The sequence below is a fragment of the Alienimonas chondri genome (assembly GCF_013036045.1).
Lineage (GTDB): Bacteria > Planctomycetota > Planctomycetia > Planctomycetales > Planctomycetaceae > Alienimonas > Alienimonas chondri.
In genome coordinates this window covers 1-14,930 of the sequence record NZ_WTPX01000119.1, presented here as the reverse complement: position 1 = coordinate 14,930, position 14,930 = coordinate 1, and the positions used below count along the sequence as shown (strand labels likewise).

The following is a 14,930-nucleotide window of genomic DNA, read 5'->3' as shown; positions in this document are numbered from 1 at the left end:
CGCCGAAGCCGCCGGCGCCGGCTTCGGCGGCGGCGCCGGCGGCTTCGGCGGGATCGGCGGCGGGCACCTCGCCCGCAACGCTCTCCTTCAGACCCTGCCCCAGCAGGTCGCCGGCGTGGCCGGCGGCGTGGGCGGAGCGGGCAACTTCCAGAACCTGACCATCCAGTTGCCCCTGCAGGAGATCGTCACCGTCAACACGACCGTCTCCGTCCCGGACGGCGGCACCGTGTTGCTGGGCGGCATCAAGCGCCTCCGCGAAGGTCGCGAGATGGCCGGCGTGCCGATCCTCAACAAGCTGCCGTACGTCTCCCGGTTGTTCAAGAACACCGGCGTGGCTCGCAGCACGGAGTCCCTGATGATGATGGTCACCCCCCGCATCATCATCCTGGAAGAAGAAGAGGAACTGCTCGGCATCGACATCTAGTCCTCCCCGAGGACGGGATCTCCCGCTGACAGTTCAGAACCGATCGCACCGCCGCGGGGCCTCCCGCGGCGGTGTTTTCGTGCGCCCGTCACGCCGAGCCTCCGCGGAGGCTCGGCGTTACGCTTTGGCGATGCCAGCCGTCCTCGCCCCGCCCGACCTCACCGCCGACGCCGTCGCCGACGTCTTCGCCCGGGTGCGGTCCGGGTATTCGCTGTTGGTCCTCGATACGGCGGAGGAACGTCGCTGGATCGACGCCCTGACGGACGCCGCGGACGAGGCGGGCTATTCCCTGGCCCGTTGGAGCGCCGCGGAGAAGGGATTCAACATGGTCGGCCATCTGCGGGCGATGCGAGACGAACCGCCGTCTCGAACGCTGATGTTGCTCCTCGACGCCGGCCCTCAACTCGAGAACCCCACCCGGGCTCGTTTATTGCGCGAGGCGCTGCCCGAGTTGGCCGCGCAGGGGTCCGCCGTGCTGCTGATGGCGCATCGCACGCCGCTGCCGGCCTCGCTGGAATCCGACGCCGCGACCGTCGATCTGCCCCCGCCCGGCCCAAAGGAGTTGGAGGAGGATCTCCGCGCCGCCGCCCAGAACGCCGGCTCCGCGATGCCGGACGCCGCGTTGGCCACCCGCCTGGTCAACGCCGCCCGCGGCCTGACCCGGGACAGCGCCCGCCGCGCCTTCACGCTCGCCCTGTCGGGATCGAGCGCCGCGGAGGACGGCGGCGATCCGCTGGGGGCGGTGGTGAACGAAAAGCGCCGACTGGTTAGCGGCGGGGACCTGCTGGAATTCCGCGGCCTTGATGAGAGCGTCGACGCCGTCGGCGGGATGCACAACCTGAAGGAGTGGCTCGAAAAACGGGCCGCCGCCTTCAGCCCGGAGGCCGCCGCCCGCGGCGTCCCGGCGCCGCGCGGCGTGCTGCTGCTGGGCGTGCAGGGCTGCGGCAAGAGCCTCACGGCCCGCGTCGCCGCCCGCATCCTCGGCTTCCCGCTGGTGCGACTGGACGTCGCCGCATTGATGGCCTCGGAGCAGGGTCAGAGCGAGAAGAACCTGCGGCAGGCGCTCGCCAGCGTCGCCGCGATTGCCCCGGCGGTGCTCTGGCTGGACGAACTCGAAAAGGGCTTCGCCGGATCGACCGGTGAGGGCGGGGCGAACGAATCCGCCGTCCGCCGTATGACGGGCACGCTGCTGACCTGGATGGAGGACCGCCCCGCCCCGGTGTTCGTCACCGCCACCGCGAACGCCGTCGAGGCGCTCCCCCCGGAACTGCTGCGGCGCGGGCGCTTCGACGAACTGTTCTTCATCGACCTCCCGAACGAGTACGAACGGCAGGACATCCTCCGCGTTCATCTCAAGCGGGGCGGGCAGGACCCGGAGCAGTTCGATCTGGAGGAACTGGCCGAGACCGGTGAGGGGCACAGCGGCGCCGAGTTGGCCCAGGCGATCACCACCGCCCTGATCGACGCCCACACCGCCGGCTCCTCTCCGACTCAGAAGGACTTCAAGAAGGCGATCGAGGAGACGGTCCCGCTGAGCGTCACGATGGAAGACCAGATCTTCGCCTTGCGCGAGTGGTGCCGCACCCGCGCCCGCCCGGCGACGCCGGACAGCCGCGTGCTGCGGATGATGGAACGCGAACGCAAAGGCGGCGGCGACGCCGAGGGCCAGGAGGCGCCGGGCGGCCCCGCGTGGGGTCGGCTGGCCGCCGGCGGACAGGTGCGGGCGGCGATCACGGAGTTCCTCGCCTCCAAAGACGGCGCCACCTTCCCGGCGTTGATCGACGCGCTCTCCCCCTTCGCCCCCGTCGAGGGACCGCTGGCGCTGGCGCTCAAGGCGAACCCGAAAGCGGTGATCTGGTCCGGTCTGGACGAAACGTTCGCCGCGGAGATCGCCCAACTGGTGGAGAGCCGCCGCGTCTACCTGCACCCCGCCGCCGCCGCCGACCACCCGCCGGGCACGCCGCCGAAGCTGCCGGCGTTCGAGGACGACGGCGAAGCGAGCGCCCCCGACGGCCCGCACTGGCGCCCGGTGAAGCTGAAAACGCTGCCCCGCCCCGGCGCCGCCCCGGAATACGCCCGCCTCGCCCGCGTTCGGCTGGCGAAGAAGTAGGACCCAAAGCGCGCTCGCCCGGCGTGATAGAATGGCGTTGAAAGGAACCTCGAATGCCGCCGACCCTCGTCCCGCCGCCGCCCGCCGCCCGTCGCCGCCCCCGGCGCTTCACCGAGGCGGAGTATCTCGCCTATGAGCGCAGCGTCGAGCGATCGCAGGAAGCCCGCACTGAACTGCTTGTCGACGGAACCCTTCGAGAAATGTCCGGCGTCCGCCTCGCACACAGCCGTTTGGTCGGCAAGCTCTCGCATCTCCTCGCCGATCTCTTGGACGAAGACCGCTTCGAGGTGCATACGGAGTCGCTCAAGTTCCGTCCCCCGACCTGCGCGTTCTACTACCCGGACGTCATGGTCCTTCCGAACCCGCCGGAGATGCTGGACGAAGTGACGGACGTCGTGCGGAACCCGATCTTCATCGCGGAGGTTCTCTCCCCCTCGACGGAGGCGCTCGATCGCGGTGAGAAGCAGGCTTGCTATCTGAACACGCCGTCGATGCGGGAATACTGGCTGATCGCCCAGGACGCGGTGCGCATCGAATGCCATCGCCGGCCGGACGCCGAGACGGCGTGGGCATTGGAGACGCACGAAGATCGCGCAGCGTCGGTTTCGCTGCCGACGCTGGGCGGATCGATCGCGGTCGGAGACCTCTACCGACGGGCTCTGCCGGCGGAGTAATCCGTTCCCCGCGTCCTCCTGCGTCCATGCCCTTCGCCGCGTTGCTGTTGGTCGCGGTCGTCGGGCCGCCGCTCACGCAGGCTCCCGCTCGATCGTTTGAGGGGCTGAAACTACCGCCGGGCACGCTCGCCGGGCCGGTGATCCCCGGACTCCGCGAAGGCGCCGTGCCGCAGGGACTCGCCTGGACGCCCGCGACGGACGACGCCCCGGCCTGCTTCCTGATCTCTCACGACCGAGCGGACGCCGCGGCGTCCTGCGTCTCGGTGGTGGAGGCGAAGAGCGGCACGCTGCGGGCGGTCGTCGCGCTCGCCGAGCCGGACGGCACGCCGCACGCCGGCCACGTCGGCGGCCTCGCGGCGATCGGAGACGACCTGTTCCTCGCCTCCGATGGCCGCGTGCTCCGCTATCCGCTCGCGCCGTTTCTTTCCGACACGCCGCCGCCGACGCTCGCCGCGGCGGCGGAGCGCGAGGACGAAACGCAAGCCGACTGCTGCACCGCCCGCATCGGAGCCGAGGGGAGCGAACTGTGGGTCGGCGAGTTCGCCCGCTATGCGCTGTTTTCGAAGGACTATCCGACCGATTCGACCCACCACGTGACCGATCGGGCGGGCGTCTCGAAGTACGCCTGGATTTGCCGCTCTGACCCGGGCGATCCGACCGGCCGCGTCACGGGCATCCTGTCCGTGCGGCAGCGGGTTCAGGGGCTCTGCTTTCTGCCCCCGACCTCCGCCGACCGCAACGGTGATCGAATCAACGGCAACGCCTCCGGCGAACCGGGCGAGATTGTGCTGAGTCTGTCCTATGGGCGAACGAACGACAGTTCCCTCGTCGTCTACCGCGACCCCACCGGCGATCCGCCGCACCGGACGGCGACGCTCGACGGCCGCGACGTGCCGCTCTGGTTCCTTGATGAACGGAACTTCGTGCGAGAGACGACATTCCCGCCGATGAGCGAAGGGATCGCCTTCGTCCCCGCGGCGCCCGGCGCTCCGCCGCGGCTGGCCGTGCTGTCCGAGAGCGGTGCGAAGAAGTATCAATCCGGCGGACGGGGGCCTTTGGACGTGATCGCCCTGCTGCCGATCGCCCCGTGACCGTGCGGCCGGCGAACCGGGGTGCCCGCAATTCGCCGAGGCGTCTAGGATGAACGGTCCCGCGTTTCGTGATTCGAGCCAGCTTCCCGAGAGGCGGCGATGTCCGACAGCTACATCCCCACGCCCGCCCCGCCCGACGCGATTCTCTCCTGCGAGGGATTGGTGAAGACCTATCGCGGCGGGAAGAAAGCGGTGCGCGGCATCGATTTCTACGTCGGCCGAGGCGAGATCGTCGGTCTCCTGGGGGCGAACGGGGCCGGGAAATCGACCTCCTTCCGCATGGCCTGCGGCCTGACGGTCCCGACCGAGGGCCGCGTGACGCTGACCGGGATGGACGTCACCAATTGGCCGCTTTACCGACGGGCGCGGCGCGGGATGGGCTATCTGCCGCAGGACGACAGCGTCTTCAAGAAGCTGTCCGTCGAGCAAAATCTGTACGCCGTGCTGGAGTTCCAGCCGATCACCAAGCCCGCCCAACGCAAACGGGCCGACGCCCTGCTGGAGCAGTTCGGCCTGGACGACAAGCGGAAGCAGACCGCCAGCACCCTCTCCGGCGGCGAACGGCGTCGACTGGAGATCGCCCGCTGCCTCGCCTCGAAGCCGGACCTGATTCTGCTGGACGAGCCGTTCACCGGCATCGATCCGGTCACGATCCACAGCATTCAGGACATCATCCGCGACCTGCGGGACGCCGGGATTTCCATCCTGCTGACGGACCACCGGGAGCGTGAAACGCTGACGATCACCGATCGCAGCTACGTGGTGAACGAGGGGAAAGTGATCGCCGGCGGGACCGCACGGGAGGTGCTTTCCAACAAAGAAGCCCAAGAAAAATACTTCGGCACCCGGTTCGACGCCGGCAGCATCCTCGAAGGCCGCGACGCCTTCGACGGTCCCCGCCGTTCCGGGGACTAACGGGTCGCCGGGGGGCCGTACCGCCGTGGGCCCGCCGCCGTCCCGCCGACGCCCGGACTGTTCAAGTTCGGCGCCCGCTTGCGCCGCGGCGAAAAGCCGCACAGGGCCAAACGGTCCCTCCAGGCAGTGCAATCGGACGTAGAATTGCTCAAAATGCCCGAAAACCCGGCTGTCACGCCAACGTGGCGGGCACTATAACTGGCTTTCGCCTCACGGTTCCGGTCTCTATCCGGGAAATTGTGCCATGCCCGCAGTCTCGATTCGCTCATCTGCCGCTGGCGCGGCTCGTCCGCGATGTCCAACCGCGATCCCGGCGGTGTGCGAAGGGTGGGACATCGGCGAAGGGGAAATGCAGGTCTCGCTGACCGCGGCGCTCGCCTTCGCCTGCCGATCCGCTCCCCCGTCTGCGGAGGAACCTGACGGAGGAGGCGCGATGAACCTGTACGAGCGGGCCTATCGGGAGGCCGAGCGGCACAAATGGCTCGTCAGCGAGCGAAACGGCTATGACGCCGGCGAGGGCGCCCTCCGCGATTGGTACGCGACCCGGTGGGCGCACTTCTGTCGGGCCTGTCAGTTGCAGCATGTCGCCGGCCGGGTCCGGTGGGACCAGTTCGATCCCGCGACGTTCGGGACGCTTCACGAGGCGATCGCCAGCGGAGACGTACTGGCCGACCGCATTCTCGACCGGGTCGAATCCGGTTGGGAGAACCTCCACATTCTGCTGTGGGCCCGCGAATGGGGCCTGCCCATGAAGGCCGTGCTGACGGTGCTGGAACGCATCGACGTCAACCGCGCCCGCCTCGACCCGGACCGACTGTAGGCCGGGCGGTTCGATCGTTCAGTAACGGGCCGCGCTGAGCCTCAGATCAGCGTCCTCGCGATGTTGGGCGCTTGCGGTTTCGCAGCGCTCCAGACACAAATCGACGCCGCGAAACCGCAAGCGACGCTCGATTCCGCAGATAGAGTGACCCTCGACTGACGCTCAGGAACCGAGACGAGCGGTTCCGCTCGGCTCCGCAGCCTCGCCCAGCCGCTCCAACACCACCTCGACCAGACGGGGATGCAGGCCCAGCGGCGGTCGCACCTCGAATCGCACGCCGGGGTACTGCGTCTCGAACGCGGCCCGGTGTTCCTCCAGGTCTTCGGCGACGTGCACGCCCATGCTGAGGAAGTAGGGCAGCATGCGGACTTCGGTCGCCCCGCGTTCGACGCAGCGGGCGGCCGCGGCGGGGATGTCCGGCTCGGCCAGTTCGAGGAAGGCCGGCTCCACCACGTCGAACCCGCCCCGCTGGACGACCAGCTCCGTCAATTGGTGCAAATCGTCGTTCGCTTCCTTCCGGCGGGAGCCGTGGGCGATGAGCAGAGCGGCTCTCATAAAGCGAGTGGACGAAGTCGGAAGGCGGAAGGATGTCGCGTCGCAGCGTACCCTGAACCGGAGCGAACGGCGGACTCTTCACCGCCCCTTCCGCCCTCCGCCTTTTCCCGTCCGCCATCGCCCCATGCTCCCCCGCGTCGGTCCCTACCTGCTGGAGCGGAAACTCGGCAGCGGGGGCATGGGGACGGTCTACCTCGGCACGCATGAGGAGAGCGGCGACCACGCCGCGGTGAAGGTGCTGCCCGCCGCCCTGGCTCGCGAACCCGGCTTTCGAGAACGCTTCGCGCGGGAGGTCGAAACGGTTCGTCGGCTGAACAATCCGCATATCGCCGGGCACCTGGCCAGCGGCACCGTCGATGCCGAGGGCGATCTGCTCCCCGCGGACGCCGATCCGACCGACGACGCTTCGAACGACGACGCCGTCGCGTTTCTCGCCCTGCGATACGTCGAGGGGGAAACGCTGTTGGTGCGGCTCCGGCGCGATCGGCGGCTGTCGTGGCGGGCGACGGTGGATCTCGGCGTTCAAATCTGCACGGCCCTCAAAGCCGCCCACGACGCCGGCGTGGTACACCGCGACCTCAAGCCGTCGAACCTCATTCTGAGTTCTCGCGGGAAGGACGATGCCGGCGGCGTGGGGCACGTCACGCTGGTGGACTTCGGCGTCGCCCAACTGTTCGCCGCCGGTCGCCTGACGCAAACCGGCGGCGTGATCGGCACCGCGGAGTTCATGGCGCCGGAGCAGGCCTCCGGGAAGCGGGTCGATAAGAAGTGCGACCTCTATTCGCTGGGCGCCGTCCTCTACGCCAGCCTTTGCGGCGTCCCGCCGTTTCGGGGCAAGTCGGCGGTGGAGGTGCTGCAACAACACCGCTTCGGTCGCTTCGACGATCCCCGCCGCTACGCCCCGGACTGCCCGCAGGCGGTCGAAGCGGTCATCTGCGAGCTGCTCGCCAAATCGCCCGGCGATCGCCCGCCGGACGCCCGCGTCGTCGCGAACCGGCTCCTCGCGGCGGTGCGGAGAGAGGACTACGTCGCGGGGACTCACGGCGGGGAGTCCATCCTCGAATCGGAAAGAGTCGGCGGGAGTCCGGCGGGAGTCGACCCGAGCCACGCGACGCCGCTCGCCGATCGTCCGACCCGCCCGGCGGCTGATGAAGAGACCGACGAGACGAGCCTCACATTGACGGAAACGGGTCTCAAGCCCGCCGACCGCTCGACCGTCGGCGGACGGCTCGCCGACGGCGAGGCGTCGGAAGCTTCGGACGAGAATCTCGCCTTTCCCCGCCAGGGTCCCGGCCCGGCGACCCTCGTCCGCAACGGCGTCGTGCGGGCGTTGGCGCAGACGGACGAAGACGGACCCGTCGGTCGGTTCTTCGAGCAGACCTGGGTGCTGGTCACCGCCTTGGCGCTGCTGATCGCCGGCGGGGTGCTGTGGATCGAGAATCACTCCTCGCCCCTGCCGCCGCCGGCGGAGATGACGGTCGGTCAACACCTCGCCGCAGCCCGGGCCGCGTTGGAACAACCGCCCGGCGCCGTCTGGACGCGGGCCCGCGACCGTCACCTCACGCCCCTGCTGGCGCCCAACGGGATTCGGGAGATCGAGAATCGCAGCGAGGCAGCCGGCAACCCCGGCGATTCGCTCACCCCCGCAGCACGGGCCTATACCGTCGATCAGGCCCAGAAGCTCGCGGATCGGGTTCGACGGTACGAGATCGAGACTGCCGCTCGCCGTCGCGCGCTGGCCGACCCGCCCGCCGACGAAGCGGAGCGGTTCCTGCGGCTGGCCGCTCATCAGGCCGCGACCGGCGATCGCCCCGCGGCGGCCCGTACGCTGCGTCACTTCCTCGACGCCACCGCCGCGGATGATCCGCCCAAGCGACTCGCCCAGAACCGACGGATCGCCGAAGCGATGCTGGCCGATCTGTCCGTTCCCCCGCCGAGGGTGCCGGCGCTGGCGGATTCGGCGTTGATCGACGCCCGCGCCGCCGCGGAGGTCGGCGATCTGGCGTCTGCGCGCCGCATGCTGGACGGCCTGATCGGCCTGTACGCCGACGACCCCGCCGCCGAGTCGATCCTGAACGAAGCGATCGCTCTGCGGGGCTCGCTCGACGGCGGAGCCGCGGAGAGTGACGGAATGGAGCCGGACCCCGCCGCCCGCTAGCCTGCCGGCCCCTTTCCCCCGGCGACGCCCCGCGATGACTCTGGTCCCCATGAATCTGTCCGACCAGATCCGCGACATACCGGACTTCCCCAAGCCGGGGATCGTGTTCAAGGATATCTCGCCGCTGCTGGCGAATCGCGAGGCGCTGACGGAGGCGATCCGCGTGATGGCCGAACCGTATCGGGCGAATCCGCCGGAGGCCGTGCTGGCGGTGGAAGCCCGCGGATTCCTGTTCGCCGTGCCGTTGGCGCTCGAACTGGGCTGCGGGGTGGTGCTGGTCCGCAAGCCGGGCAAGCTGCCGGCGGCAACGCGCTCGGTGGAGTACGCCCTGGAATACGGCAACGACATGCTGGAAATGCACGCCGACGCCCTCACGCCCGGTCAGAAAGTGCTGATCGTGGACGACGTGCTCGCCACCGGCGGCACCGTCGCGGCGTGCGCCGATCTCGCCCGCAACGCCGGCGCTGAGGTCACCGCCGCCGCGTTCCTGATCGAACTGACCTTCCTCAACGGCCGCGACAAACTCGGCGATTTGCCAGTGACCGCGGCGCTGACGTATTGATGGTTCCGATCGGTCCGCCGAAGCTGCCGTTAGAGTTCGACGAAGCCACGCTGCCTTGGCAGGCTATCGCCGCTCGTCGGGGGTGCGCCCTCACCGCGGCCGCGGTGGCGATCGCTGGCATCTCGCGGAAACCGTTGGAGACCCTGCTGCCGCAACAATTCGCCGCCGGACCGCCGCCTTGGTTCTGGATCGTCGCGGCGATCGCGTGCGCACCGGGCGTGGCGGGACTGCTGCTGTCGTTCTACTGCGCGGTGCGCTATCCGTATCTCAGCCTTGCCACGGCCGATGCGCCGCGGGAGATTCGAACCGGGCAGGGCATATTCATTCCGCTAGGATGGACGATCTCCCTCCTCGGATTGATCCTCGTGTGGATCGTGGCGATGAACTTTGAATGGCCGCCGAGGGCCGAAGCGCTGAAGGCCGCCGTACTCATTTATGTCGCTGTGCTGCTGTTCGTGGTGGGCTTTTTGTTAGCGAACTATCGCCCAAAGAAGCACCCGACGGTCGCCAGTTGGCTGATGATGACCGGCGGGCTCGGCGTTTTGCTCGGCCCCCTCTACCTCCCGTTTCTCTTCGCGGGGAGTCGGCGGCTGAAACGAATCAGGCTCGGGTCGACGCCCTTGGCGGGCAACCGCTCCGGCTGACACCCCGGCCGACAGGTCAGTCGGCGACGAGTTTCAAATCGTCCACCCAGCACTCGCTGTTCACCGCGATGCGAATGGTCCGCTTCGTGGGGTGACCGATACCGGAGGAGTTCAATTCGCCGACCGGTTTGTCGTCGATCGAAACGCTCAGCACGTCGCCCGTGGTCGTTATCGTCAGCGTGTGCCATTCGTTCGGGGCGACGGCGGTCTTCACGCGAAGCACGGTGTCCTTCATCACCTGTTTATCGTCGGCGGTGACGGTCCCGGCCTGGCGACGTTCGCGGCGGGCGAGGTCCATGCCGCCGGCTTTGTGATCGCGGAGTTCGACGACGTCGGGCTTCACGCGGACGATCAACAGATGGCCGGCGTGGACGCTTTTCTCTTGAAGGTCGGCGAGGTCGATTCCGAGATCGCCCTTCGGCGGCAGCTTGAACCGCAGCGTGAGCGTGCCGTCCTTCCACGCCGACACGTCATGCCGGACGGAGACGCCGTGGTCGGCTTCCGGGTGCATCGTGATGTGCAGGGCGCCGCCCCCGTCGTGCTCGACCAGATCGACCTGCTTGTTGCCCTTCGCGCGGGACTTGCTGTTCGTCCCCCAGCCGCCGCCGACCTGCTCCTTGGCGTCGTCTTTCTCCGCCCGGTTGAAGTCGTCTTCCAGCAAGACCGCCCCCGACTCAGCGACGGCGGGCGGGGCGAATCCGATCAGGGAACAGGCGAGAAACGAAGCGGCGAACACGGGCGGAGCCTGACGGCGGAGGGAGCGGGGACGAACCGCGCCAGCGTACCGAACGGCGCTCGCCGATACGTCGCTCAGGGCGTGTCCGGTTCCGCATCGCCCCCGGAGACGACGTCGCGGGTGATGAAGCCGAGCCCCACGCCGACGATCCGCACCGCCGTGCCGCCGTGGTCGCCCTGCACCACCTTCACCGTGACCGGCCCGGCCGCCGGTTCGTCGGAGCGATAGAGCAACACCGTCCGTGGATAGTGCAGCCCCTTGCTGTGCTCATGGTAGAGCTGCACGATCTTGGGTTCCTCGCCCGGCACGCTCACCTCGACCGCCCCGGCGTCCGGCCCGGCGAGGACGTACAGTCCCACGGCGGGCGACAACCCGGCGAACGTCAGGACGGCGCCCGCATCGTCCGTGTGCAGCAGCTTGAGATCCTGAAACCGGCCGCGGACGCTTCCCTTCAGCGCATCCCAGTCCGGGACGCCCACCGTCCAGGCGTCATCGGCCGTAATCCCCCAGACTGCGTTGATCGCGTTTTCCCCGGGCACCGTCAGCGCCATATCAAGAGCGTCGTCCCGCAATGGCTCCTCCGTGGACGCCCCCTCCGGTTGCTGCTGCAGCGAACGCTCGATGGCGGTCACGATCATCTCCGCGGCCAGTTCGTGCCCCGGGGGACCGGGGTGCGTGCCGCCGTATTCCTTCCAAGTGAGCGTACCCTCATCAATCCGGCGGGCGACCTCTTGAGCGACGTTCACGCTGGGAACGGCGTAATGCTCCGCGACCCGTTCATGGGCGGCGATGCTGACCGGCCGCTTTCCCGCCCTGAACGCTTCCAGGATCGACGGGTTGACAAAGTGCACGAACATCAAGCTCGGCTTGTCACTGAAAACGTGCACGTGACGGGCGATCCCCTCCATCCCCCATCCGGCATCCGCGGCGGGCAGGCGTTCGTCCTGATCGTCGTTCACGGCGGCTTCCGCGATGACCAAGTCCGCCGCCAGCGGGATCGGCTCGGGGCTGCCCATGCCTCTCCACCACTTCCCGTCGCCCGTCGCCGCATCGAGGTAACGAAAGACGCCCGTTGTCGAGCCGGTGCTGCTGACGCCGGCGTTATGGAAGTCGAACTCGACGTTCGGGTACGTCGCTCGCAGCTTCGCTTCAACCAGCGGCCGATACCCGTTCCCCTCCGTGATGCTCCCGCCGAAGAACACGACTCGCACCGGGTCGTCGCCCTTCAACGCCGCCTGAAACTGCGGCAGCCCCCCGCGCACGTGCAGCCACGCGGGATCCGCGTCGACGGCCGGGTCGCCCGCGGGGGCGACGGAGAGCAGGGCGATCAACAGCGGCGTCATCGACGGTATCCTCGTTGCACGAAAGCGTCCCGGACCCTCGACGGGTTCGGGACGCTGACATCATGGCGGATTGATGCGACTCAATGCACGCGCATGCCCGGCTGGGCGCCGTCGTCGGCGGCGAGGATGTAGATGTCCGGCTCGCCGGCGCCGGCGGCGAGAACCATGCCTTCGCTCACGCCGAACCGCATCTTCCGCGGCTTCAGGTTCGCACAGCAGATCACCTTGCGGCCCAGCAGGCTCTCCGGCGTGTAGACCTTCTTCATCCCCGCGAACACCTGCCGGGTGTGCCCGCCGCCCAGCCCCAGCTTGAGCTTCAGCAGCTTGTCGGCGCCTTCGACGGCTTCGCTTTCCAGCACCTCGGCGACGCGGAGATCGACCTTTAGAAAGTCGTCGATCGTGCACTCCGGCTCCAACGCCTCTTCGGCGATGTAGTCCTTGCCGCCGGTCGCCGCGGGGGCGTCCGCGGCTTCCGCCTCGGCGTGTTCGGCTTTGGATTCCTCGACCATTTGACTCACCTTCGCCCGGTCGACCCGGGTCAGCATGTGTTTGAATTTGGAAACCGGCGTCCCCGTCAGCGGCGCTTGGGCCGCCTCCCAGGACGAACATTCGCAGTTCAGTAACGCCTCCGTTTTCGCCGCCAATTCCGGCAACACGGGGGCCAGATAGACCGCCGCCTGACGAAACAGGTTCAGGGCGACGGTGCAGACGTCTTGGAGTTCCTCCGCCTTCGCCGGGTCTTTCTTCATCGCCCACGGCTCGGCGTCCTCGACGTATTTGTTCGCCGCGGCGGCCAGCGCCAACACCTCCCGCGTCACGGCGGCGAAGTCGCCCGCCTCATACAGCGACGCCAGTCGTTCGGACTTCGCGGCGCCCGCGGCGAACAGGCCGCCGTCGTCGGGATACGTCTCGCTCAGCCCCGTCGGCTTGGCGAACCGGGCCGTCCGGCTGGCGAGGTTCACCACCGTATTCACCAGGTCCGCGTCGACCCGGTCGGCGAAGTCGCCCAGGTTCAGGTCGAAGTCGTCCCACCGCGGCGTCAGCTTTGTGGCGAAGTAATAGCGGAGGTAGCTGGGATCGAGATGCTCCGCGTATTTCGCAGCGCGGATAAACGTCCCGCGGCGCTTGCTCATCTTGGCGCCGTCGACGGTCAGGAAGCCGTGCACATGGATTTGATCCGGCAGCTTCATCCCGGCTGTCTTCAACATCGCCGGCCAGAACAGGCAGTGGAAGTAGGTGATGTCGCGACCGATGAAGTGGTGCAGTTCGCTCGAGGCGTCCGCGGCCCACCAGTCCTCGAAGTTCTCGCCGTGCGTCTCGCACCACTCCAACGTGCTGGCCGCGTAGCCGATGGGGGCGTCGAACCACACGAACCAGTACTGCCCGGGGTGGCCGGGGATCTCGAACCCGAAGTAGGCCGCGGGGCGGGAGACGTCCCAGTCCCGCAACTCCTTCGGATCGCTCGGATCGCCGAGGAATTGTCCCTTGAGGTAGTTCGCCACCTCCGGCGGCACGGCCCCCGCCCCGCCGTCGGGCGAGCCGGAGACGAATTCGCGCAGGAAGTCGTGCAGCGGCTCGATCGTGACGAACAGATGCGGCGCCTCCCGCACCTCCGGCGTCGCGCCGGAGAGCGTGGACACCGGGTCGATCAGATCCGTCGGCTCGAACGCCGCTCCGCAGACCTCGCAGCTGTCCCCCAGTTGCTCCGCCGCCCCGCACTTCGGGCAGGTTCCTTTTACGAACCGATCCGCCAGGAACGTGCCCTCGGCGGGATCGTACAACTGAGCGACGGTCCGCTCCTCCACCCGCCCCGCTGCGGTCAGCGCGCCCCACACCCGTTCGCAGAGCGTGCGGTTCGCGTCGGAGTTCGTGCTGCCGTAGTGATCGAACTCCACCCCGAACTGATCGAAGTCCGCGAGGTGCTCCTCCCGCACCTGAGCCACGAACGCTTCTTCCGTCACCCCCGCCCGGCGGGCGGACAACATCACCGCGGTGCCGTGGGTGTCGTCGGCGCACATGTAGAGGACGCGCTGCCCCCGCATCCGCTGGAACCGCACCCAGATGTCCGTCTGCAGGTACTCGACGAGGTGACCGAGATGAATCGGCCCGTTCGCGTACGGCAAAGCGCTGGTGACGAGAATCCGGCGGGCGGGAGCCGAAAGGTCGGCATTCGGCGGATCAGTCTCGGCGGCCATGGGCTGTCGTCAGGGAGGCGGAACGCAACGGCGCCCGACGCTGACCTTCGTTCTCACGAGACCGTTCGGGGCGAAAGCGCAACCCTACCGCCCCCGCCCCACAGCATCGAGGACGGGGCGGACGGGGATCTGGAGCAAGATTCCGAAATTCACGCGCCAGGGCCGTTGACGATCAGCGAGGGGCCGTTACTATCCCCCTCCCCAAACGGGACGGAGAGGCCGCGAGCAAAAACGCGGAGCCGCCGACCTCACGGGACTCACCTCGACGGCGGGTTCGTTTGACGAATCGCCGGCGGGGCCTCTTTGACAATTCGATTTTGGTAGTCTACGACGCTCGAAGCGTCTCGGCAGCGATTCGCTGCGGGAGACGGCTTCGAGCACCTGTACCAGATGAGTTTCAAGTCGCCTTTGAAGAAAAGGCGACGCCGGACCATACGGACCGATGACGCGAGCGCGACGGCCGCCGACTGCTTTCCCCGGACTTCTTCGCGAAGTGGGGGAGAGGAGCTTGGAGGACGCGGCGGATCAAACACCTGAGTCTTCGTCGGATGCTGTTCTTCGGAACGGTCTCCGGCAACAAGTCACTTGAAGGGTTTGATCCTGGCTCAGAATGAACGCTGGTGGCGTGGATTAGGCATGCAAGTCGTGCGGCGACGAGGTCTTCGGACCTCTGAGCAGCGGCGAACGGGGTAGTAAGGCGTCG

At 68.3% G+C, this 14,930-nt stretch carries 12 protein-coding genes, 1 rRNA gene and 1 pseudogene; 10 read left to right on the top strand and 4 right to left on the bottom strand.

Annotated features, from left to right (window positions below; genetic code table 11):
* The 6 genes and pseudogenes from LzC2_RS15815 to LzC2_RS15790 all read left to right on the top strand — a co-directional run.
* Positions 1-424, top strand: a pseudogene (locus LzC2_RS15815) (hypothetical protein); the annotation flags it as partial.
* 130 nt (positions 425-554) lie between these two features.
* Positions 555-2,534 (top strand): AAA family ATPase, encoded by a 1,980-nt coding sequence (locus LzC2_RS15810; RefSeq protein WP_171188761.1) that lies wholly within the window; start codon positions 555-557, stop codon positions 2,532-2,534.
* Positions 2,535-2,587: 53 nt separating this feature from the next.
* Positions 2,588-3,208 carry a Uma2 family endonuclease gene (locus tag LzC2_RS15805; RefSeq protein ID WP_171188759.1) on the top strand — a complete coding sequence of 207 codons (621 nt, stop codon included), beginning with the start codon at positions 2,588-2,590 and terminating at the stop codon, positions 3,206-3,208.
* A gap of 26 nt (positions 3,209-3,234) precedes the next feature.
* Positions 3,235-4,299: a hypothetical protein gene (locus LzC2_RS15800; RefSeq protein WP_171188757.1), complete on the top strand. Its 1,065-nt coding sequence runs from the start codon at positions 3,235-3,237 to the stop codon at positions 4,297-4,299.
* Between the two features lie 99 nt (positions 4,300-4,398).
* Complete coding sequence (gene lptB, locus LzC2_RS15795) at positions 4,399-5,214, top strand: LPS export ABC transporter ATP-binding protein (RefSeq protein WP_171188755.1); 816 nt, start codon at positions 4,399-4,401, stop codon at positions 5,212-5,214.
* 349 nt (positions 5,215-5,563) lie between these two features.
* Positions 5,564-6,034, top strand: a complete 471-nt coding sequence (locus LzC2_RS15790; RefSeq protein ID WP_171188754.1) for a hypothetical protein — start codon at positions 5,564-5,566, stop codon at positions 6,032-6,034.
* A gap of 162 nt (positions 6,035-6,196) precedes the next feature.
* On the opposite strand, the gene LzC2_RS15785 is transcribed toward LzC2_RS15790, so the two are convergent.
* A complete protein-coding gene (locus LzC2_RS15785; RefSeq protein ID WP_171188752.1) occupies positions 6,197-6,589 on the bottom strand; it encodes a sirohydrochlorin chelatase in 393 nt (130 codons plus the stop codon).
* A gap of 124 nt (positions 6,590-6,713) precedes the next feature.
* On the opposite strand from LzC2_RS15785, the gene LzC2_RS15780 reads away from it, so the two are divergent.
* From LzC2_RS15780 to LzC2_RS15770, 3 genes are all read left to right on the top strand, one after another.
* Positions 6,714-8,747 carry a serine/threonine-protein kinase gene (locus tag LzC2_RS15780; protein ID WP_171188750.1) on the top strand — a complete coding sequence of 678 codons (2,034 nt, stop codon included), beginning with the start codon at positions 6,714-6,716 and terminating at the stop codon, positions 8,745-8,747.
* 34 nt (positions 8,748-8,781) lie between these two features.
* Positions 8,782-9,309: an adenine phosphoribosyltransferase gene (locus LzC2_RS15775; protein WP_315854700.1), complete on the top strand. Its 528-nt coding sequence runs from the start codon at positions 8,782-8,784 to the stop codon at positions 9,307-9,309.
* A gap of 134 nt (positions 9,310-9,443) precedes the next feature.
* A complete protein-coding gene (locus LzC2_RS15770; RefSeq protein ID WP_171188748.1) occupies positions 9,444-9,953 on the top strand; it encodes a hypothetical protein in 510 nt (169 codons plus the stop codon).
* Positions 9,954-9,969: 16 nt separating this feature from the next.
* Here LzC2_RS15770 and LzC2_RS15765 read toward each other — a convergent pair whose 3' ends face one another.
* The 3 genes from LzC2_RS15765 to metG form a co-directional block, all read right to left on the bottom strand.
* Complete coding sequence (locus LzC2_RS15765) at positions 9,970-10,689, bottom strand: 3-keto-alpha-glucoside-1,2-lyase-like domain-containing protein (protein ID WP_171188746.1); 720 nt, start codon at positions 10,687-10,689, stop codon at positions 9,970-9,972.
* A gap of 74 nt (positions 10,690-10,763) precedes the next feature.
* Positions 10,764-12,032: an SGNH/GDSL hydrolase family protein gene (locus LzC2_RS15760; protein ID WP_171188744.1), complete on the bottom strand. Its 1,269-nt coding sequence runs from the start codon at positions 12,030-12,032 to the stop codon at positions 10,764-10,766.
* 80 nt (positions 12,033-12,112) lie between these two features.
* Positions 12,113-14,227 (bottom strand): methionine--tRNA ligase, encoded by a 2,115-nt coding sequence (metG, locus tag LzC2_RS15755; protein WP_171188741.1) that lies wholly within the window; start codon positions 14,225-14,227, stop codon positions 12,113-12,115.
* A gap of 582 nt (positions 14,228-14,809) precedes the next feature.
* On the opposite strand from metG, the gene LzC2_RS15750 reads away from it, so the two are divergent.
* Positions 14,810-14,930 (top strand): 16S ribosomal RNA (locus tag LzC2_RS15750); the annotation flags it as partial.

Bases quoted from the DNA above. Each gene is read 5' to 3' on its own strand.
- metG (WP_171188741.1), bottom strand. From the start codon at position 14,227: ATGGCCGCCGAGACTGATCCGCCGAATGCCGACCTTTCGGCTCCCGCC.
- LzC2_RS15785 (WP_171188752.1), bottom strand. From the start codon at position 6,589: ATGAGAGCCGCTCTGCTCATCGCCCACGGCTCCCGCCGGAAGGAAGCG.
- LzC2_RS15790 (WP_171188754.1), top strand. From the start codon at position 5,564: ATGCAGGTCTCGCTGACCGCGGCGCTCGCCTTCGCCTGCCGATCCGCT.
- LzC2_RS15780 (WP_171188750.1), top strand. From the start codon at position 6,714: ATGCTCCCCCGCGTCGGTCCCTACCTGCTGGAGCGGAAACTCGGCAGC.
- LzC2_RS15810 (WP_171188761.1), top strand. From the start codon at position 555: ATGCCAGCCGTCCTCGCCCCGCCCGACCTCACCGCCGACGCCGTCGCC.
- LzC2_RS15760 (WP_171188744.1), bottom strand. From the start codon at position 12,032: ATGACGCCGCTGTTGATCGCCCTGCTCTCCGTCGCCCCCGCGGGCGAC.
- LzC2_RS15805 (WP_171188759.1), top strand. From the start codon at position 2,588: ATGCCGCCGACCCTCGTCCCGCCGCCGCCCGCCGCCCGTCGCCGCCCC.
- LzC2_RS15775 (WP_315854700.1), top strand. From the start codon at position 8,782: ATGACTCTGGTCCCCATGAATCTGTCCGACCAGATCCGCGACATACCG.
- lptB (WP_171188755.1), top strand. From the start codon at position 4,399: ATGTCCGACAGCTACATCCCCACGCCCGCCCCGCCCGACGCGATTCTC.
- LzC2_RS15800 (WP_171188757.1), top strand. From the start codon at position 3,235: ATGCCCTTCGCCGCGTTGCTGTTGGTCGCGGTCGTCGGGCCGCCGCTC.